Genomic DNA, 20,129 nt, shown 5'->3' with positions numbered 1-20,129 from the left:
GTAAAAATGGAATTTGAATTCACGTTACGTTTTCAGTTGAGTGACGCTGTTTCTGATGACGAAGCCCTGGAGCGACTCGGTGCTGCCGGTTGCACTGATGCGCTAGTGGGTACTGGCGTAGCCGGTAAATTGAGTCTGATGTACTGCCGGGAAGCGGAGAGTGCGCAGCAAGCGATTCGCGATGCTTTAGCCGAAGTCATTCAGGCTTTACCCGATGCCGAACTGATTGAAGCGGCCCCCGATCTGGTCGGCCTTACGGATATCGCCGAGTTGATCGGCGTATCGCGCCAAAATATGCGGAAGTTAATGCTCACTCACAGCCCGCAGTTTCCACGTCCAATTCATGATGGTAAAACCGCGCTGTGGCACCTTATCGATGTGGTCGAGTGGTTAAATCAACGCGGCTCATCGCGCGTAACACCAGGCATCCGCGAACTGGCGCACGCAACGTTGCAACTCAATTTGCAGCAAGCGCTGCAACGTTACGCACACTGCCTTTGAACTTAGTGGTGCAGCAAAAAAACCGTCGCCAATCCAAGGAAAATAAAGAAACCACCGGTGTCAGTGATGGCGGTGATCAGCACGCTGGAGCCTACCGCCGGATCGCGTTTCATTTTGGTCATGATCAACGGAATCAGTACACCCATGAGCGCTGCCAGCAGCAGATTAAGCACCATCGCCAGCATCATTACGCCACCGAGTTGCATATTGTCGTACATTAACCAGGTGATGCTGCCCATGATTCCGCCCCAGAACAGCCCGTTAATCAGCGCAACGCCGAGTTCACGAACCACCAGGAAGGAGAAGTTACTGGGTTCCACCTGATGTAGCGCCAGCGCACGCACAATCATGGTGATGGTTTGGTTACCGGTGTTACCGCCAATCCCGGCGACGATAGGCATCAGCGCCGCCAGCGCCACCAGTTGAGAAATGGTCTCTTCAAACAAGCCAATGACGCGAGAAGCGATAAATGCGGTACACAGATTGATGGCGAGCCACGCCCAGCGTTTACCCACCGCTTTGCGCACCGGCGCGAACACGTCCTCACCCTGGCTAATACCGCCCATCTTACGAATGTTACTTTCGTTCTCTTCGTTAACCAGATCGATCACGTCTTCCACGGTGATACGGCCAATCAACTTGCCTTTCGCATCAATAACGGCGGCAGAGATCAGGTTATAACGCTCAAAGGCACTGGCTGCATCTTCGGCTTTGTCGTCGAGCTGAAAGGTGGTCGGGCGCGCATTCATCACGTCAGAAACCAGCGTCTTTGGCTTGTTGAGTAAAATGTCGGTGAGTGTTAACTCACCCAGCAACTGATTCTGTTCGTCAGTAATAAAGATTTTATCGGTACCATCCGGCATGCTTTTGCGCTTGCGCAGAAAGCGCTGCACGGTGGCGAGGGTCACGTCAGATCGGACGGTCAGAATATTGAAATCCATCACCTGACCCACGCGGTCGCGATCAAGCTCGATCACTTCCAGCAGGCGTGCACGCAGGTTTGGCTCCAGCGTGGTGAGTAAACGTCCGGTTAAATCGCGCGGCAGATAGCGTGCCAGATATACCTGATCGTCGATGTCCAGCGGCTCAATAGCGTGCAGAATCTCGCGATCAGTCATACCTTCCGTCAGGCTGGCCCAGACGGTTTCAGAGGCTTCGACCAGCACGCGACCGCGCTGTTCGGAGGGCACAAGGCGCCATAATGCCAGACGCTCTTGTTCTGGTAGCGCTTCGAGGATATCCGCTAAGTCAGCTGCGTGCAGTTGATGTAGCTCTTCTTCCAGCTGATGGCGCCAGTCGGTGATCTCCCGCAGCTCTGCGGCATTAAGATCGATAGATTTATCCAGCAGTACATCAACGAGATCGTCTTCGCTGAGGAGCAGATGCAAGATGCGCTGGCGGATTTCAGTTAATTGTTGTGCATACGGAGCAGACATAACGCGTCCCTTGTGTCTGTAAAGTCAGGTCAAAGTGTAGCGCGTTGCGGGTAATCAGGGCGCATTAAGCAGCATTGTCACAATCGGGCAATGTGAAGCGGCAAGCAACGATGACCCGCAAGTTCCTTAGCGCGAATCGCTGGTGCTCAGTGTGGTGACCGGCTCAGGTGCGGCTTTTTTTTGCTGATGATGCTCAATCGCACCGGGGATAATGAAAATCAGACGGCCAACCAAAATGAAGAAACTGATCAGCAAAATAATGCGAGTCATGGTACCGGTTTTGGGACGTCTTCGTGCAGGGATGGCGCTGTTCACGCAGGGTGGTTCCTGTAAATGCCCGGCTGGGCGATGGCAACATTTAGTCACAGTTAGATTGTCAGGTCAATCGCTGTGTGAAAAATGAGCAGTAACGGTTAAGGGTGCGTTAATCAAAATCAGATGAGGCCGCACTCCGCGGCCTCGTCATCAATAGCTGGCTTTTTGCACCAGTAGCGTGGCGAAACGGTATTTGATGCGATCGCCGTTTTCATCGCGACGATGCAGTTCACCGATATCCTCGTTGTACTTCACGATGTGCCAGTTGCGATAGTAATGGCTCAGCTCACCGGATTTGAACGTAAACGGGAAGTTCTGCGAGTTGGGATAATCATCCGTGCTCATCGCCGCCACAATCAGGTTATAGCCATATTTCAGCGTACTGGCCTGCATATCGGCAATCAGCTGTGGGATGGATTCCGGTTGCAGGAACATCATCACCACCGTGGAGAGCACGAACTGATAGCCGCCATTGAAACGTACCTGGTTGAGATCGCACAGCTCAGTGCGAATGTTCTCCAGATTCTCTTCCTGAATAATGCTATTCAGACGCTCAAGGCTCACGGGATTGCTGTCCCAGGCCGTCACATCAAAGCCGTGCTGATTCAGGAACAGGCTGTTTCGGCCCTGGCCGCAACCGAGATCTAACGCTTTGCCCACTTCCAGTTTTGGCAGTGCAGCCAGCACTTCGGAGTGGGTCGGCGTCAGACCATATTTTTCCGCGAAATAGTTATCGGGGCGTATTGTCATAGTGATACAGCGGGCCAGCAGCCCGCATTACTCCTCTTCCAGCGTCAGTTTCCAGCCGGTAACATCATTCCAGTAAGCTTGCTCGCGCTCCAGATCCAGCTGCACCAGCGTATTCTGGCTCAGATAGCCACGCGGGAAAGTGAGCGTCCAGGTGCTGTCATCGGCCTTGAGCTTGAGCGAGTCCGGCTTGGTTGTTGCCTGGCGCTGATTATTCAGCAGCGTGCCCAGACGCAACAGGAACACCATCGGCAGGAACTGTTTCTTTTTGAACAAGGTGAAACGGGGCATTTCATCCTGCTTCACCGCTTTACGGTGATAGCGTACCAGCATGGCCAACAACATCTGTTGATCCTGATTAAAACCAGGCATGTTGGAGTTCTGCAGGATGTAAGCTGAATGGCGCTGCATGCCGCTGTGATTGATGGTCAATCCGACTTCATGCAGCAGTGCAGCCCATTTTAGCAGCGCGGAAAGCTGTGGATTTGCCAGCTTAGGATTTTGATCCAGCCACTGCAGATACAGCTGCTCGGTGGTTTCCAGTACACGACGCGCCTGATCGCTATCGATGGCGTAATGGTTTGCCAGACTTTGTGCGGTGCGGCTGCGAATATCCTGATGGCGGAAACGGCCTTCCATCTCATACAGCACGCCTTCACGCAGTGCGCCATCAGACAGGCGCAGCTCACGAATTGCCAGCGCATCAAACACGCCACACAGAATCGCTAACCCCGGCACAAACACCGCTTTCCGCTCTTCAGACAAGCCCGGCAGGCTCAACGCATTAAACGACTTGTGCTTCAGCACCTCAGAGACCAGCATCTCCAGCGTTTCCGGCGTGATCAGCTTCTCTTTTTCACCCATTGCCAGCAGCACTTCGCAGGCCGCTTTGATCGAGCCTGAAGCGCCGAGCGCATACTGCCAGCCGTGCAGACGATATTGCCAGGCCATGGTTTCCAGCTTTTGCGCTGCGGACAAACGCGCGCGACGGAAGTGTTCAGGCGAAATTTCCCCTTTCGGGAAATAGAGATTGGCAAAGCTGACACAACCCATGCGGCGGCTTTCCACCAGCTGCGGTTCAAAATCCTCACCGATCACCAACTCGGTTGAACCGCCGCCGATATCGATCACCAGCTTGCGGCCTTTCTCCGGCTGCGTATGCTCCACGCCCATGAAAATCAAACGCGCTTCTTCGTTGCCAGAGATGACTTCAATCGGATAAGGGATCACCTCCGCCGCACGCTGCAGGAACTCTTCGGCATTGGTGGCGATACGCAGCGTGTGCGTACCGACGATAGTGACGTTTGCCGGGCTGAACCCCTGTAAACGCTCCGCAAACAGCGCCAGGCAGCTCAAGCCACGCTCCATAGCCTCATCGCTCAGGCGATTTTGCGCATCTAACCCATCGGCCAGATGCACGCGCTGTTTCAACCGCCCCAACACTTGCAGGGCGCCATCGACCACACGGGCAATCACCATGTGAAAGCTGTTTGAGCCCAGATCGATGGCAGCAAATTCCTGCGGTTTCGGCGTACTTTTATGGGAAATTGGCATAGGCGTTATTCGGGTTGTTCCAGTTTCTTGATGTAATCGTAAATCGCCAGCTGCGAGCGCACCTTCTTGCGATTGCCGCGCGGAACATAACGGTTACTCAGTTCTTTGTCCACGATGCGCGCTTTTACGGTATCACTCAACAGAATGGCAATGATATCCAGAATGCGCTGCTTCACGCGGGGATCGAGGATCGCCACGGCCACCTCAATGCGGTGATCGATATTACGCGTCATCCAGTCTGCGGAAGAGAGATAAACCTTTTTCTCGCCGCCGCTCTCAAAAATATAGACGCGGTCGTGCTCAAGATAACGGTCAACGATGCTGGTAATGCGAATATTTTCACTGATGCCCGGTAAATCAGGGATCAGAGAACACATGCCGCGCACCAGCAAATTGATCTTCACGCCCGCAGATGACGCGGCATAAAGACGATCTACCAAGCCGTTATCGACGAGGTTATTGATTTTCAGCGTAATGCCGGCCGGTTTTTTCTGCTGAGCATTGGCGATCTCGGCATCGATCAACTTATACAGCATGTCGCGCGAGTTTTGCGGCGACACCAGTAAGTGCTCGAACGTCACCGGGCGGTACGGGTTTTCAATAAAGTTAAACACGCGACGCACTTCATTGGTGATACGCGCATCGGCAGTCAGCAATGAATAGTCAGTATAAATGCGGGCGGTTTTTTCGTTGAAGTTGCCGGTACCGATATGCGCATAACGCACGATTTCATCGCCTTCACGACGTGAAATCAGGAACAGCTTGGCGTGAATTTTCAAGCCTGGCGCAGAGAAGATCACGTGCACGCCCGCTTCGGTCAGGCGTTTCGCCCAGCGAATGTTGGCTTCTTCATCAAAGCGCGCCTGCAGCTCAACCACCACCGTGACTTTTTTACCGTTGTAGGCGGCGTGGATCATCGCATCCATGATGCGTGAGTTTTTGGCCACGCGATAAATGTTGATCTTAATCGCCAGCACGCTTGGGTCGAATGACGCCTGGCGCAGCAGCTCCAGCACGTGCTCAAAGGTGTGATAAGGATAGTAGAGCAGCACATCACGATTACGGATGGCATCGAAACCGTTGCGGAAGCCATCAAAGCCGATGTGGCGAATTTGCGGCAGCGGACGGTTTTCCAGGTTGGCTTTGCCGACGTTCGGGAAGCCGATAAAGTCTTTAAAGTTGTGGTAACGACCGCCCGGCACAATCGAATCGTAGTTCGAAATCGACAGCTTATGGCGCAGCATTTCCACCATCGCATCCGGCATATCACGCTGATACACAAAGCGCACCGGTTCTGCGTTGAGACGCTGCTTCAGGCTGGAGGACATCAATTCCAGCAGGCTCGATTCCATCTCAGTAACCAGATCGTACTCAGCATCGCGCGTCATCTTCATTGAATAAGCATTCAGCGCATCGTAATCGAAGAAGCCCTTGAAAATTTCGTCCAGGCAATAGCGCAGGATGTTATCCAGCAGAATCATCGGTTTGCGGCGGCGTGGCGATTCAGCCGGTAAGTTGACGAAACGGGGAACTTTGTCGGACGGGATTTCCAGCAGCGCATAACGAACATCGTCGCCGCGAATGATCTCGACCGCCAGATAGGTGTAGTCGTCTTTGAGGAATTCAATCAGATCGGTGTCGTGGTTAATCAGAATCGGCGTGACGTGCTGGCGTAATTGATGTTTGAAGTAATAGCGCAGCCACTCTTGCTGATTCGGCGACAGCTGGCGTTCGTTAATCAGGAAGATCTGATTACGGGCCATTTCCAGCAGCAGGTCGTTGTACAGCGCATCGAATTCCTGATCCGATTTCTGCACCCGCAGCTGAATTTTTTTCAAGATATGACGAAGGGTCGTCGGCGTGCCCTGTTCCTCACCAATCAGAATGCGACGTTTCAGATCGGCGAAGCGCACTTTGTAGAACTCTTCGAGATTGTTGGAATAGATTCCCAGGAAGCGCATGCGCTCAATCAGCGGGTTAGTCTTGTCCGCTGCTTCCTGTAACACACGTTCGTTGAAGCTTAACCAGCTTATTTCTTTTTCTATATACAGCTTTTCCTGACCCATTCTGACTCCGTGAGGCTGTTGCTGGACGGATTGTCCGGCGGGAAAATCGCAAAAATGCGCCTCCGCTCAGTGTCCGTCACCATTATGGCGAGAGTATGGCAAGCTTGTCCAACGCCAAAGGTTGTCTTATCAATCAGCTACGGGCAACATAGCGACGTGTTTTCACCTGTAACCTGGCCTGCATGAGCATAAATCGTATCCCTGTCCATTTCAGCGACCGCCGTCGCCGCGCTGTCGATCAGTTGGTTCGTCGCGTGGTGACAGGCTGCGGCGTGGGCATTTTACTGCTGATGCTGCTGCTTTTCTTCTGGCTGATTTGGGTGGTGTTACCCCTTTTCAGCGCGCCGGGCATGCAAGCCACCACTAATATCCAACTTTGGGATAAAGCGCCGGTGCTGGCGATGGGCAGCGATGGACAGCTTGGCTGGCGCATCAGCCGCAATGAGGCGCGCTTTGTTCCGCTCGATGGACAGCCCGCCGCTGAGGCACTGGCGCTGCAACAGCATCCTGATGCGGCGGTCAACAGCAGCAATAGCAGTAGCGTATTACTCAATATGCAGGGCGCACTGCTGCTGATGCAACCGCTGATCCACGAAAATCATGGCCAGTGGTTCTTCCCGTTTGGCGATCGTCCGCTGCGTCTGGCGCAGGGCGCAGTGACCACCATGGCGCTGACCTCGCTGAGCGATCACCAGTGGCGGATTGCCGCCCAAACGCCTGCGGGCATCAGCGTGATGACGCTGGAGAACCAGCAAACCGTCAATCAGATTTTGCTGCCACAGCAGCAAGCCGAGCATCTGCTGTTATCCCCCGATGGCACATTGCTGTACGCCAGTGAAGGGCGCTTGTTGCGTGTGTGGCAAATCACACCAGAAGGCGCACAACTGCGTGAAACGCAGACCCTAAACCAGCGTCCGCAAAGCCTGCATATCCTCACCGGCGGCCGCACGCTGCTGATTCAGGATGCACAGGGGGTGAAACAGTGGTTCGCCATTGCGAGCGATAAAGGGCCACGGCTGCAGGAAATACACACCTTTGAGCACAGCCAGGATGCGGTGAAGATCGTACCTGAGGCGCAACGGCGTGTGTTTGCCACCTTTAATGCGGCGGGGGAAGTCAAACTGTTCGCCAGCAAGCAGCAAGGGCCAATCTTGACGCGGCAGTTAGCTCCCGGTATTCAGGCGCTGGCATTTTCACCCCGCGGTGATGCGCTGATCGTGGAGCGGGAAGGGCAGTGGCAACAGTTTGCGCTGGATAATCCCTGGCCCGATTTCACCTGGCGCAATCTGTGGCAAAAAATCTGGTACGAAAACTATCCGCAGCCGGATTGGGTATGGCAATCCACTGCGGCTGGCGACAGCTATCAGGCCAAATTCAGTCTGATACCGATGGTGCTGGGCACACTCAAAGCCGCCTCGCTGGCGCTGCTGTTTGCCACGCCGCTGGCTCTGGCGGCGGCAATGTACACCGCATGGTTTATGTCGCCGGGGTTACGCCGCTGGGTGAAGCCGGGCATTGAGATGATGGGTGCGTTGCCGAGCGTGGTGATTGGATTGATAGCCGGGGTTTGGTTGGCACCCCATGTGAGTACTGCGCTGGTCGGCGTGCTGCTGTTGCCGCTGGTGCTGGCGGTCACTTTATTGCTGTGCGGCGTGCTCAGTCCGCACTTGCCCTTGCGTTGTCGTCGGCCCGGTTTTGAAGTGATTCTACTGCTGCCGGTATTGCTGGCCGTGACCCTGTTAACGCTGTGGTTGCCCACGCAGCTGTGGCCGGATATCGGCGAGCGGCTGGCGCACTATGAGCAACGTAACTTATTGGTCGCAGCGCTGGCGATGGGCTTTGCGCTGGTTCCGCTGATTTTCACGTTGTCTGAAGATGCCCTATTCAGCGTGCCAGGCGCACTGGGACAAGGTTCACTGGCGCTGGGCGCCACGCCGTGGCAAACCCTGACGCGTGTGGTGCTGCCAGGCGCATCGGCGGGGATTTTTGCTGCCCTGATAATCGGTTTTGGCCGCGCAGTAGGTGAAACCATGATTGTGCTGATGGCCACCGGTAACACGCCGGTCAGTGAAGGCGGCTTGTTTGCACGGCTACGTGCGCTTTCGGCCAACATCGCCATTGAGATGCCTGAAGCGGCAGCAGGCAGTGCGCATTACCGAATTCTTTTCCTGAGTGCGCTGTTGTTACTGATATTCACTTTAGTGATCAACACCGTCGCGGAGTTGATTCGTCAGCGTCTGCGCCAGCGCTACAGCCAGCATGAGGGACAGGGATGAAAGCGATGCGTCAAAACGATCGCTGGCGCTGGCTAACAGCCGGTGCGGTGGCCGTGTGTTTACTGGCGTTTACCTTGCTGATTGGCCTGCTGGCATGGCAGGGCATGCGCGCCTTCTGGCCACAACCGGTGGATCAATACCTGTTCCAGCCGCCGGAAGGCTCGGCGGTGATGGTGCTGGGCGAAACGCTGCATAAACAGCCGCAGGGCGAGCAGTGGCGCTATGTGGTGAAAACCGGCAATCGCGATTTTGCCGCACCGGATTTCCGTGTGCTGTATAGCCAGGGCGCGGCGAAAACGCGCCGTCCAGCAGATGCGATGGTGTTACAGCGCCGCAGCGGCGGCAATGCTTACGGCTGGCTGATTGAGTTGCGGGAAGACAACGAAGTGCTGACCGCACGCGATCGTGATGCGCTGTTGCACCAGCGGTTGGTGCAGGTGCATGAGCAGTTACGTCAGGCCAACCATATTCGTCGCGTGCAAATGGCACGCCTTAATGCACAGCTGGAAAGCCTGCAGCAGCAAGCTGATGATCAACGTCAGCGCGGCACGTTCACCCTGCAGGATCAATCGGAATTCGATGCCAACAGCGTGGCGCTGCAGCGGCGCTTTAGCGCACTAGCGCAACAGCTGACCCATTTGCAACATGAGAGCGAACGCGACACCTTGGTGCTGCGCGATGTGCAGGGGCAGGATCACATTATTCCGCTGGCGCAGGTGGTGGATGCCTGGTATCCAAATGCGATGTCGTTTGGGCAGAAGTTGCAGCACTTCTTCAGTCAGATCTGGCAGTTTGTCAGCGATTCACCCACATCAGGCGGCGGCGAGAGCGGGGCGTTCCCGGCGATTTTTGGCACGGTGCTGATGGTGTTACTGATGTCGATCATTGTGATGCCGCTGGGCGTGGTGGCGGCAGTGTGGCTGCACGAATATGCCGGACGTAATGCCTTAACCCGTCTGGTGCGCATTGCGGTGGTGAATCTCGCCGGCGTGCCATCCATTGTGTATGGCGTGTTTGGTCTGGGCTTCTTTGTCTGGTTGATCGGCGGCACTATCGACCAGCTGTTTTTCTCACGCGCACTACCGAATCCGACGTATGGCACACCGGGCCTGCTGTGGGCGGCACTGACGCTGGCGCTGCTGACATTACCCGTGGTGATTGTCGCCACCGAAGAGGGGCTGTCACGCATCCCGGATAATCTGCGCCAGGGCTCGCTGGCGCTGGGTGCCACGCAGGCGGAAACGCTGTGGCGCGTGGTGTTACCGCTGGCGGTACCGGCTATGCTCACCGGCCTGATTCTGGCCGTGGCGCGTGCGGCAGGGGAAACCGCCCCGCTGATGCTGGTGGGTGTGGTGAAAATGGCCCCGGAACTGCCGGTGGATGCGGTGTTCCCGTATCTGCACCTCGACCGCAAATTTATGCACCTCGGTTTTCAGATTTACGATTTGGCCTTCCAGAGCCCGAATATCGATGCTGACCGACCGCTGGTTTACGCCACCGCCTTGCTGCTGGTGGTGATTATCCTGTCGCTCAATCTGCTGGCGATGGCGCTGCGGCATCGGCTGCGCGAGCGTTACCGCCTCATGACGCACTAGAAAGGTTTTTAGATGACGCCCGATTACGACATCGCGTTAACCGTTAACCAGCTGTCGCTGTGGTACGGCGAGCGCCAGGCGCTGAACAATATCGATCTGCACATCCCCAAAAACCGCATCACAGCGCTGATTGGACCGTCCGGTTGTGGCAAGTCGACGCTGCTGCGCTGCTTTAATCGCATGAATGATGTGATTGATCGTTGCCGCATAGAGGGCGAAATTCTGTTGGATCAGCATGCAGTGATGCAGGCCAATCAGGATCTGCCCGCGCTGCGTCGCCGCATTGGCATGGTGTTTCAGCGGCCGAATCCGTTCCCAAAATCGATCTATGAGAACGTGGTGTACGGTTTGCGGCTGCAAGGGGTGCGCGATCGTCGCGTGCTGAATGAAGCTTGTGAACGTGCGCTGCGTGCGGCGGCACTGTGGAGTGAAGTGAAGGATCAGCTGGCGCAGAATGCGTTGACGCTCTCCAGCGGTCAGCAGCAGCGTCTGGTGATTGCGCGCGCCATTGCCATTGAGCCGGAAGTATTGCTGCTGGATGAGCCAACATCGGCACTCGATCCGATATCCACGCTAGTGATCGAAGAGTTAATGACCACGTTAAAGCAGCATTTCACGCTGGTGCTGGTGACGCACAACATGCAGCAGGCGGCACGTGTGTCAGATTACACGGCGTTCATGCATAACGGGCAACTGGTGGAGTTTGATGAAACCGATCGTATCTTCACCTCGCCAAAAGCGCGTAAAACCGAAGATTACATTACGGGTAGATTTGGTTAAGGGATGAGCAACTTGCTCTACGTTTTCAGGGCGTAGAAAGGCAGCAGGTTTTAGCAGCCCCAGGCGCTGACATCAGCCAGTGACTGGGGTGAATTAAGCGGGGCAACGTGTCTGCAAGCGGCTGAATAAGGTGAAAATCAGTCGTGTGCGTAACCCTGCGGTGGCAGCGGTTGCCCATCCAGCCAGGCTTTTCCATCACGCATCTGCAAGCGTCCATCGACGAACCAGCTGATCACCAGCGGATAAATCGCATGCTCCTGATGCTGCACGCGTGAGGTGATCTCTTCTTCATCATCTTCAGCAAATACCGGAACGCGCGCCTGCAAAATCACTGGTCCGCCATCCAGTTCGTCAGTAACAAAGTGCACCGACGTACCGTGTTCCTCATCACCATTCTCTAGTGCCTGACGATGGGTATGCAGTCCGGGATATTTCGGCAGCAGCGACGGATGGATGTTCACCAACCGGTCGTGATAATGCGCGACAAACGCCTGACTGAGAATGCGCATGTAACCGGCCAGCACCACCAGGTCGGGTGCATAGGCATCGATTTCCTGCATCAGTTGGCGGTCAAATGCATCGCGGTCGGCAAAGTCACTGGCGGCGAGGCTATGACCCGGTACGCTGGCTTCCTGCGCACGCGTCAAACCCAACGCTGAGGCTTTATTACTGAAAACGGCAGCGACGCTGCCGTTGATACGCCCGCTTGCGCAGGCGTCGAGGATGGACTGAAGATTGCTTCCGTTACCGGAGATCAGTACAACCAGTTTTTTCATGGATTAATAACCACTCGCTCTTCTGAGTCAGAGGCTTTAATCACGCCGATTTTCCACGCCTGTTCGCCAGCGTCGGTCATCAGCTTTACCGCTTTATCGGCATCGGCCGGGCTCAGCGCGATGATCATGCCCACGCCGCAGTTAAAGGTACGATACATTTCATGACGGCTGACGTTGCCTGCCTGCTGTAACCAGCTGAACACGGACGGCCACTGCCAGCTCTTCTCGTCAATCACTGCCTGAGTATTGTCTGGCAACACACGTGGGATGTTTTCCCAGAAGCCGCCACCGGTCAGGTGAGAAATCGCGTGCACATCCACCTGTTCGATCAGGCTGAGGATGTTTTTCACGTAGATGCGAGTCGGTGCCAGCAGGTGATCGGCCAGTGGTTTGCCATCCAGCTGTTTGGTTTCTGGATCAGTCTGGCTGACTTCCAGAATCTTACGCACCAGTGAATAACCGTTCGAATGCGGGCCGCTTGAGCCCAGGGCGATCAGCACGTCGCCGTCCTGCACTTTCGAACCGTCAATGATTTCTGATTTTTCCACCACGCCGACGCAGAAACCGGCCACGTCGTAGTCTTCACCGTGGTACATGCCTGGCATCTCAGCGGTTTCACCGCCGACCAGCGCACAACCTGACTGCAGGCAACCTTCGGCGATGCCGGTGATCACCGCAGAAGCGGTATCCACATCCAGTTTGCCGGTCGCGTAGTAGTCGAGGAAGAACAGCGGCTCAGCGCCTTGCACAATCAGGTCGTTCACACACATCGCAACCAGATCGATGCCGATGCTGTCATGACGTTTGAGATCCATCGCCAGACGCAGCTTGGTGCCGACGCCATCGGTTCCGGAGACCAGCACAGGCTCGCGGTATTTCTGCGGCAGCGCACAGAGCGCGCCAAAGCCACCCAGTCCACCCATCACTTCCGGGCGACGAGTTTTCTTTACTACGCCTTTAATACGGTCAACCAGATCGTTACCAGCATCGATATCAACACCGGCGTCTTTGTAGCTGAGAGAGGTTTTGTCGGTCACTGCGGAATCCCCACGCGAATTGCGGTTGGTGGCAAAAATTAAGCGCGCTAATTCTACCAGTGCAGGCAAACGTTTGCGAGTCCCATCTCATGCCGCTTTGCACAGCGCTGATTTTTCGCCAATCCTTATGATCACGCGGATCGCGCTAAGCCATTGACCAATGACAAGTGGCGCAGCGGCAAAAAGGCGGTATAATCCGGCGATTTTTTTTTAGCTCAACTCAATTCCGGGAGAACAATCATGAAGATCGTGGAAGTCAAACACCCGCTGGTCAAACATAAACTGGGCCTGATGCGTGAGCATGATATCAGCACCAAACGCTTCCGCGAGCTGGCCTCTGAAGTCGGCAGCCTGCTGACTTATGAAGCCACCGCCGATCTGGCCACCGAGCGCGTCACCATCGAAGGCTGGAACGGCCCGGTTGATGTCGATCAAATCAAAGGCAAAAAAATCACCGTGGTGCCGATCCTGCGTGCCGGCCTCGGCATGATGGAAGGCGTTCTGGAACACGTGCCAAGCGCGCGCATCAGTGTCGTTGGTGTTTATCGTGACGAAGAGACGCTGGAGCCGGTTCCTTATTTCCAGAAGCTGGTGTCAAACATCGAAGAGCGTCTGGCGCTGGTGGTTGACCCGATGCTGGCGACCGGTGGTTCGATGATCGCAACCATCGACCTGCTGAAAAAAGCGGGCTGCAACAGCATTAAAGTGCTGGTGCTGGTGGCGGCGCCAGAAGGGATTGCGGCGTTGGAAAAAGCGCATCCAGACGTTGAGCTTTATACCGCGTCAATCGATCAGGGATTGAACGAGAAGGGCTATATCATTCCGGGTCTCGGCGACGCCGGCGATAAGATCTTCGGTACCAAGTAATGACCGCTCCGGGCTATTTTGCTTGTCACTTTGCCCCCGGGCAGTGCTCGAAATCCTCACGTACTTCAGTACGCTGCGGTTTCTCCGCGCTGGCCGTGAACAAATTGCCTGCGCCAATAACGCCCGGTCTGCCAATGTGGGCAGAATATGCATTCGCATTATTGAATGAAAAGTAGTTAAGCAGCCGGCCGAAGAGTCGGCTTTTTTTTGGCAAAAACACAACAATCATCCCCAAAATAGTTCGAGCTGTAGCAAGGCGGCAAACGAGCAAATCCCGATGAGCTTACATCAGTAAGTGATTCGGGTGCGCGAGAGCCGCCAACGCGGCTACAGCTCGAAATATGACGGGGAGAGGGGATAAATGATGACTCGTAGGGCTATTGGTGTCGACGAACGTCCACCGCTGCTGCAAACCATTCCGCTCAGCCTGCAACACCTGTTCGCCATGTTTGGTGCCACAGTGCTGGTGCCAATTCTGTTCCATATCAACCCGGCCACCGTGCTGCTGTTCAACGGCGTCGGTACGTTGCTGTATCTGTTTATCTGTAAAGGCAAAATCCCGGCGTATTTGGGTTCGAGCTTTGCGTTTATTTCACCGGTGCTGCTGCTGTTGCCACTGGGTTATGAAGTGGCGCTCGGCGGCTTTATTCTCTGTGGTTTCCTGTTCTGCGTGGTGGCGTTGATTGTCAAAAAAGCCGGCACCGGCTGGCTTGACGTGATGTTCCCCCCCGCCGCGATGGGCGCGATTGTTGCGGTGATTGGTTTGGAACTGGCGGGCGTGGCGGCCAATATGGCCGGTCTGCTGCCAGCCGATGGCACGTCACCTGACAGTAAAACCATCATCATTTCCATGGTGACGCTGGCGGTCACGGTGTTTGGTTCCGTGCTGTTCCGCGGCTTCCTCGCCATCATCCCGATTCTGATTGGTGTGCTGGCAGGCTACGCGCTCTCATCCTTTATGGGCATTGTGAACTGGCAATCGGTCGCCGATGCGCCGTGGTTTGCACTGCCAACCTTCTACACGCCGCGCTTCGAATGGGCCGCGATGTTGACCATCCTGCCTGCGGCGCTCGTGGTGATCGCTGAGCACGTTGGCCACTTAGTCGTTACCGCCAATATCGTGAAAAAAGATCTGATCCGCGATCCCGGCCTGCATCGCTCGATGTTTGCTAACGGCTTGTCCACCATGATCTCCGGTTTCTTCGGTTCCACGCCAAACACCACTTACGGTGAGAACATCGGCGTGATGGCGATTACCCGCGTATACAGCACCTGGGTGATTGGCGGGGCGGCGATCTTCGCGATTTTGCTCTCTTGCGTCGGTAAACTGGCGGCCGCGATTCAGGCGATCCCGGTACCGGTAATGGGTGGTGTTTCTCTGCTGTTGTACGGGGTGATCGGGGCTTCCGGTATTCGCGTATTGATTGAATCTAAAGTGGATTACAACAAAGCACAGAATTTGATCCTGACCTCGGTGATCCTGATCATCGGCGTCAGCGGCGCGAAAGTGCATATCGGCGCTGCAGAACTTAAAGGCATGGCGCTGGCCACTATCGTTGGCGTCGCGTTGGCACTGATTTTCCGCGTAATCAATCTGTTACGGCCCGAGGAAGTGGTACTGGATGCCGAAGAAAAGCGCGAAAGTTAATGCGCTCTGCCGGGCAGGGAAGCCTGGTTCATCTCTTGCAAGGATCGTGATAAACTTGCGCCGTTTTCTGCCTGCTCATCCGTTGAGGTACTTCTGAACACGCCGGCACAGCTTTCACTGCCACTCTATTTACCCGATGATGAAACCTTTGCCAGTTTCTGGCCGGGGGAAAATCCGTCTTTGCTGGCGGCGCTGCAAGGCGCACTTTCTCAGCAGCACGGCAGCTATCTCTATTTCTGGTCACGCGAAGGCGGCGGCCGCAGCCACCTGTTACACGCGGCCTGCGCGGAGATGTCGGCGCGTGGTGAAGCAGTAGGTTATGTTCCGCTGGATAAGCGCACCTGGTTCGTGCCGGAAGTGTTGGATGGCATGGAGAATCTGGCGCTGGTGTGTATCGATAATATCGAATGCATTGCCGGTGATGCGGAGTGGGAGATGGCGATTTTCGATCTCTACAACCGCATTCTTGAAATCGGCAAAACGCGTTTGTTGATCACTGGCGATCGTCCTCCGCGTCAGCTCAATCTTGCACTGCCCGATCTCGCATCACGTCTCGACTGGGGCCAGATTTATCGCTTACAGCCGCTGTCTGATGAAGACAAACTCCAGGCGATGCAGTTGCGTGCGGGGCTGCGTGGTTTTGAGTTACCGGAAGATGTCGGGCGCTTCCTGCTGAAACGCCTCGACCGCGAAATGCGCACGCTGTTTGATACGCTTGATCGATTGGATCGCGCCTCTATCAGCGCGCAACGCAAGCTCACCATTCCCTTTGTGAAAGAAGCGCTGGGGCTTTAAATAATCTCCAGCACCGCTTCAGGTGGACGACCAATACGCGCCTGGTCACCGTTGATCACGATGGGACGTTCAATCAGTTTGGGATTGTCCACCATCGCCTGAAGCAACTGCTCTTCACTCAACTGCACGTTGGCCAAATTCATCTCTTTATAGAGGTCTTCTTTACGGCGCATCAGATCGCGCGCACTGCTCATGCCTAGCTGCCGCAGCAGTTTTTTCAGCGTCTGCACGTCAGGCGGTGTCTCAAGATACAGCACCACATCGGGTTCAATGCCTTTATCCTGCAGCAGCACCAGGGTTTCGCGGCTCTTGCTGCAACGCGGGTTGTGATAAATGCTCACCATTATTTTTATCCTTTCTGATACTGACGGAACCGCTTCTGCAGTTCGCGGAACTGATCGATGCGTGCATCGTAACGTGCCTGTTTCAGGCTGCCGAGTGGCACCTGGGCGCTGGCACTGCTCAGGGTGGTGATCGCCTGATCGAGCTGGCCATTGAGTGCTAATCCTTCCGCTCGTGCCGACAACTCCTCATCCCGTAATCCCTGTGCTGCTGAGGCTTGTGCCAGCAAATCCCAGGCATTGACGTCATCGGGATGGGCAAAGGTATAACGATTGAGGATGCGCGTGGCGTTAGCGGGCTGTTTCGCCTCGACATAAGCGTTAGCGAGGTTGAGCTGTAGCACCGGATTGGTGCTGCTACCTTTGGCACTGGTTAGCATGTTGATCGCCTGCTGAGGCTGGTTCAGACCGATGTCGATATCCGTCATGATATCCAGCAACCAGACGTTATCCGGCTGTTTCGCCAGCATCGGGGTGATGATTTTTTTCGCACTGTCGAAGCTTTTCGCCTGCAGGAACTGCACTGCTTTGCCATATTGCGACGCCATCTGCTCACGCGAATTCCCTTTAGCGTATTCATTTAACAGATCATCGGTCAGCTGATTACGGCCTGTGGCATACATGCCCAACGAGCGCACCTTCGCCATATAGAAGCCTTCAGATGACTGAACCACCACCGAGCGCATCTGGTTGGCACGGTTACGCGCATCGGCTAAACGGCTATCCGGTAAGGGGTGAGTGAGCAAAATTTCCGGGGGTTTAGAAGAGAAGCGGCTTTGATCGGCGAGCTTTTGCAGGAAACTCGGCATCGCCTGCGGATCGAAACCGGCGCGTTGCAGCACCTGAATACCGATGCGGTCGGCTTCCTGCTCGTTGGCTTGAGTGAAGCTGATCATGCCCTGCTGCGTGCCCGCCAACGTACCGGTCAATGCTGCCATCCCGGCTTGTGGGCTGGCAATGGCCAGCAGAATCGACCCCAATGCACCCACCCAGGTGAATGGCGCATTACGCTTCTGCTCTTCCATCGCACGTGCCAGATGACGTTGGGTGACGTGGGAAATTTCGTGCGCCATCACCGACGCCAGTTGGCTTTCGTTATCGGTGTAGCGGAACAATGATGAATGCAGCACGACGTTGCCGCCGAAAAAGGCGAAAGCGTTAAGTTCGTCATTCTGAATGAGAAAGAAGTGAAACGGCGTGCGCACCGAATTGGCATGCGCCACCAGGCGCTGCCCTAACTCATTGATGTATTGATTTAATAGCGGATCGTTAATCAGCGGCGCACTGGCGCGCAGTTGGCGCACGTAGAAGTCGCCAATTTGTAATTCCTGATTAATGGATAGCGTCGAACCCGCTGTGGTTCCCATATCGGGCAGATTATCACTCACGTCCGCGCGCACGGAGAGCGCGGGCGTCAGCAGCAGCGTAGGAATAAGGGCCGCCAGCACTGATTTTTTCAACCGGTTAAACATGCCTTGATCCTGTATAAGTCACCTGCAATTGGACAGGTAAGTCGTTCAAATGTTCTGCGCGTACTTTCCTTTGACGCAGCGCTTCTATCTTAACCAGCGCGTGGTAACAAGCAAATGAAGAAGCGACATAGACTTAAAATGAAAAAAATGGCTACAGCGGGCTCTAATTGCAGCAAAAAATTGAATGGTCCGCCGCGACCAGGTTAGCGCTTTTACAGGTTCAGAAGTTAAAGTTACGTAAAGTTGCTCAAAATAATTGAATCTGGCATGAAATTTTCCAGGTTTACTCTGAAAAACAAACGTCAAAACAGTGAACTGGCCTGTTTTATCCATCAGTGATTTTAATGGTGATTTTTTATAGGGTCGCCTAAATTTTAGTTAAGTATGGTCATATTTTCAGCGACACTGGCTTGATAAAACCTAAACAGATAGCAGTCGATTAAAGCCAGTTATTTTTTTAGGCATCTCTTCGGCTCAATCGAAAGCATTATTCAATTAGCCTGACTAATTATTATTTCCGCAATGAAAACCCCGGACAGGCCAAAACTGCAGGACTTTTGCCCTGCTCACGCTGTGATATAGATAAGGCACTTTATTCAAACGGACTGTGAATTAGCGCAGTGCATGCCGGAGAGTTTTTATGCGTTCTGTTGTCTCTTACGCCCTGATTGCGATCGTGGGTGGGTTTGTTGGCGCCACCGTCAGCAAAAGTGATGATATTTATCAGCGAGTGGTGAGCCATTTTTCTGCCGAGCCAACCGATCCGGACGGGTTCTGGAGCACGCCTGCTATCGATGGTTACGGCAAAATCCATTACGAATCTGATGCCGCCTTTAAACCGGTCGTCGGGCTGAGCAACAAAGTGGTGTTTCAAATCACCAAAAGCGAAGGGGACATGAAGCGGCCTAATCTTGGGCTGGAGCGCGTCGCCCGCGTCGTCAACCTCTACATCGCTTCAGGCGTGCCGGCCGATCAGTTGCACTTTGTGGTCTCTGTGACCGGTGATGCCACGCCTGCCATGCTGGATAACGCGCATTTCCAGCAATTCTACAAAGCTGACAACCCCAACCTGGCGCTGATCGGGGAGCTCAACAAATTAGGCGTCAAAGTGTCGGTGTGCGATCAGTCAGTGGCGTTCCATCACTTCCCGAAAGACTGGATTGATCAATCGGTTATTCATGCGTTGTCCAGTCCGACCACGGTGTCGACGCTGGAAAATCAGGGTTATGCCTTCCTGCAAATGTAATTGGGCTTAGGGTCTTCTATCGAGGAGAAGTGAAATGCGTCCAGCGTCCTATATTGTCATCGCCGCACTGGCGGGTTTCGTGGGCGGTAATGTGTTACAGCTTCCAGAGCTGGTGGATAAAGTCAGCAGCAAGTTTGCTGACAACAAAAGCGAGCCAGCGGACTTCTGGAGCACGCCAGCCATCGCGGGCTACGGCAAAATCCATTTTGTGAATACGCCGGATTACAACCCCGCGAATACGCCAGGCCTGAGCAATAAGATCGTTTTTCAGATCAACCGCACGGAAGGGGATGTGCGTCAACCTAACCTCGGGCTGGAACGCGTGGCGCGTGTCACCAACCTTTATTACGCTGCCGGGGTGCCGCTCAATCAGCTGAATTTTGTGGTGTCAATCAACAGCGATGCCGTGCCTGCCGCGCTGAATAACGATCAATTCCGCAAAGCTTACGGCACAGATAACCCGAACCTGAAATTGATCGATGAGTTAAAGCAGGCGGGAGTGAAGGTGACCATCTGCGATCAGTCGGTGGCCTTCCATCAGCTACAGCGGGACTGGATCGATACCCGCGTGACGCACACCCTCTCCAGCGGTACCACGGTTGCCTCGTTGCAAAACGAAGGTTACGCCTTCCTGATGTTGTAATCCCCGCCTGACAGCAGTTCGCGCTGCTGTCATT

18 protein-coding genes are annotated in these 20,129 nt (G+C 54.8%); 9 read left to right on the top strand and 9 right to left on the bottom strand.

Going from position 1 to position 20,129, the window contains the following annotated elements; translation table 11 throughout:
* Window positions 1-6 precede the first annotated feature (6 nt).
* Entirely contained in the window at window positions 7-501 is a 495-nt protein-coding gene (locus VI01_RS09290; protein WP_034825714.1) for an AlpA family transcriptional regulator, read from the top strand.
* 2 nt (window positions 502-503) lie between these two features.
* On the opposite strand, the gene mgtE is transcribed toward VI01_RS09290, so the two are convergent.
* The 5 genes from mgtE to ppk1 form a co-directional block, all read right to left on the bottom strand.
* On the bottom strand, window positions 504-1,937 hold the full coding sequence (gene mgtE / locus VI01_RS09285; RefSeq protein ID WP_034825715.1) for a magnesium transporter: 1,434 nt from the start codon (window positions 1,935-1,937) through the stop codon (window positions 504-506).
* 126 nt (window positions 1,938-2,063) lie between these two features.
* Window positions 2,064-2,252, bottom strand: coding sequence for a YfgG family protein (locus VI01_RS09280; RefSeq protein WP_034825717.1), 189 nt, complete (start codon window positions 2,250-2,252; stop codon window positions 2,064-2,066).
* A 150-nt stretch (window positions 2,253-2,402) separates the two neighbouring features.
* The gene (gene tehB / locus VI01_RS09275) at window positions 2,403-3,002 is read right to left on the bottom strand and encodes a tellurite resistance methyltransferase TehB (RefSeq protein ID WP_045814905.1); all 600 of its coding nucleotides are present in this window, start codon (window positions 3,000-3,002) and stop codon (window positions 2,403-2,405) included.
* Window positions 3,003-3,029: 27 nt separating this feature from the next.
* Window positions 3,030-4,553, bottom strand: coding sequence for an exopolyphosphatase (gene ppx, locus VI01_RS09270; protein ID WP_045814904.1), 1,524 nt, complete (start codon window positions 4,551-4,553; stop codon window positions 3,030-3,032).
* A 5-nt stretch (window positions 4,554-4,558) separates the two neighbouring features.
* On the bottom strand, window positions 4,559-6,619 hold the full coding sequence (gene ppk1, locus VI01_RS09265) for a polyphosphate kinase 1 (RefSeq protein ID WP_045814903.1): 2,061 nt from the start codon (window positions 6,617-6,619) through the stop codon (window positions 4,559-4,561).
* Window positions 6,620-6,801: 182 nt separating this feature from the next.
* On the opposite strand from ppk1, the gene VI01_RS09260 reads away from it, so the two are divergent.
* The 3 genes from VI01_RS09260 to pstB are packed head-to-tail and all read left to right on the top strand — an operon-like array spanning window position 6,802 to window position 11,270.
* Window positions 6,802-8,895 carry an ABC transporter permease subunit gene (locus VI01_RS09260; RefSeq protein WP_045814902.1) on the top strand — a complete coding sequence of 698 codons (2,094 nt, stop codon included), beginning with the start codon at window positions 6,802-6,804 and terminating at the stop codon, window positions 8,893-8,895.
* Window positions 8,892-10,490 carry a phosphate ABC transporter permease PstA gene (pstA, locus tag VI01_RS09255; RefSeq protein ID WP_045814901.1) on the top strand — a complete coding sequence of 533 codons (1,599 nt, stop codon included), beginning with the start codon at window positions 8,892-8,894 and terminating at the stop codon, window positions 10,488-10,490. The genes VI01_RS09260 and pstA overlap by 4 nt, the downstream gene beginning before the upstream one ends.
* Before the next feature lie 12 nt (window positions 10,491-10,502).
* Window positions 10,503-11,270 carry a phosphate ABC transporter ATP-binding protein PstB gene (pstB, locus tag VI01_RS09250; protein WP_038645455.1) on the top strand — a complete coding sequence of 256 codons (768 nt, stop codon included), beginning with the start codon at window positions 10,503-10,505 and terminating at the stop codon, window positions 11,268-11,270.
* A 137-nt stretch (window positions 11,271-11,407) separates the two neighbouring features.
* On the opposite strand, the gene purN is transcribed toward pstB, so the two are convergent.
* Window positions 11,408-12,046 carry a phosphoribosylglycinamide formyltransferase gene (gene purN, locus VI01_RS09245; RefSeq protein ID WP_038645457.1) on the bottom strand — a complete coding sequence of 213 codons (639 nt, stop codon included), beginning with the start codon at window positions 12,044-12,046 and terminating at the stop codon, window positions 11,408-11,410.
* Complete coding sequence (gene purM, locus VI01_RS09240) at window positions 12,043-13,083, bottom strand: phosphoribosylformylglycinamidine cyclo-ligase (RefSeq protein ID WP_045814935.1); 1,041 nt, start codon at window positions 13,081-13,083, stop codon at window positions 12,043-12,045. The genes purN and purM overlap by 4 nt, the downstream gene beginning before the upstream one ends.
* A 240-nt stretch (window positions 13,084-13,323) precedes the next feature.
* Between purM and upp the strand changes: the two genes are divergently transcribed.
* The 3 genes from upp to hda all read left to right on the top strand — a co-directional run bounded on the left by upp (window position 13,324) and on the right by hda (window position 16,393).
* Window positions 13,324-13,950 (top strand): uracil phosphoribosyltransferase, encoded by a 627-nt coding sequence (upp, locus tag VI01_RS09235; RefSeq protein ID WP_034825735.1) that lies wholly within the window; start codon window positions 13,324-13,326, stop codon window positions 13,948-13,950.
* 364 nt (window positions 13,951-14,314) lie between these two features.
* Window positions 14,315-15,598 (top strand): uracil permease, encoded by a 1,284-nt coding sequence (gene uraA, locus VI01_RS09225; RefSeq protein ID WP_038645460.1) that lies wholly within the window; start codon window positions 14,315-14,317, stop codon window positions 15,596-15,598.
* A 93-nt stretch (window positions 15,599-15,691) separates the two neighbouring features.
* Window positions 15,692-16,393, top strand: coding sequence for a DnaA inactivator Hda (gene hda / locus VI01_RS09220; RefSeq protein WP_034825971.1), 702 nt, complete (start codon window positions 15,692-15,694; stop codon window positions 16,391-16,393).
* Here the strand turns inward: hda and arsC are convergent.
* Together arsC and VI01_RS09210 are read right to left on the bottom strand one after the other, a co-directional pair.
* Window positions 16,390-16,737, bottom strand: coding sequence for an arsenate reductase (glutaredoxin) (arsC, locus tag VI01_RS09215; RefSeq protein ID WP_045814898.1), 348 nt, complete (start codon window positions 16,735-16,737; stop codon window positions 16,390-16,392). The genes hda and arsC overlap by 4 nt on opposite strands.
* A gap of 5 nt (window positions 16,738-16,742) precedes the next feature.
* Window positions 16,743-18,206, bottom strand: a complete 1,464-nt coding sequence (locus VI01_RS09210) for a M48 family metallopeptidase (protein ID WP_045814897.1) — start codon at window positions 18,204-18,206, stop codon at window positions 16,743-16,745.
* A 640-nt stretch (window positions 18,207-18,846) separates the two neighbouring features.
* Here VI01_RS09210 and VI01_RS09205 point away from each other — a divergent pair.
* Entirely contained in the window at window positions 18,847-19,452 is a 606-nt protein-coding gene (locus tag VI01_RS09205) for a DsrE family protein (RefSeq protein ID WP_038645469.1), read from the top strand.
* Window positions 19,453-19,486: 34 nt separating this feature from the next.
* Window positions 19,487-20,095 (top strand): DsrE family protein, encoded by a 609-nt coding sequence (locus VI01_RS09200; RefSeq protein ID WP_038645471.1) that lies wholly within the window; start codon window positions 19,487-19,489, stop codon window positions 20,093-20,095.
* The last annotated feature ends 34 nt before the right edge of the window (window positions 20,096-20,129 follow it).

The sequence above is a fragment of the Pantoea sp. SM3 genome (assembly GCF_000963995.1).
Classification (GTDB): domain Bacteria; phylum Pseudomonadota; class Gammaproteobacteria; order Enterobacterales; family Enterobacteriaceae; genus Pantoea; species Pantoea rwandensis_B.
Note: the sequence above shows the minus strand (reverse complement) of the source record. Positions and strands in the feature narration are given on the sequence as shown.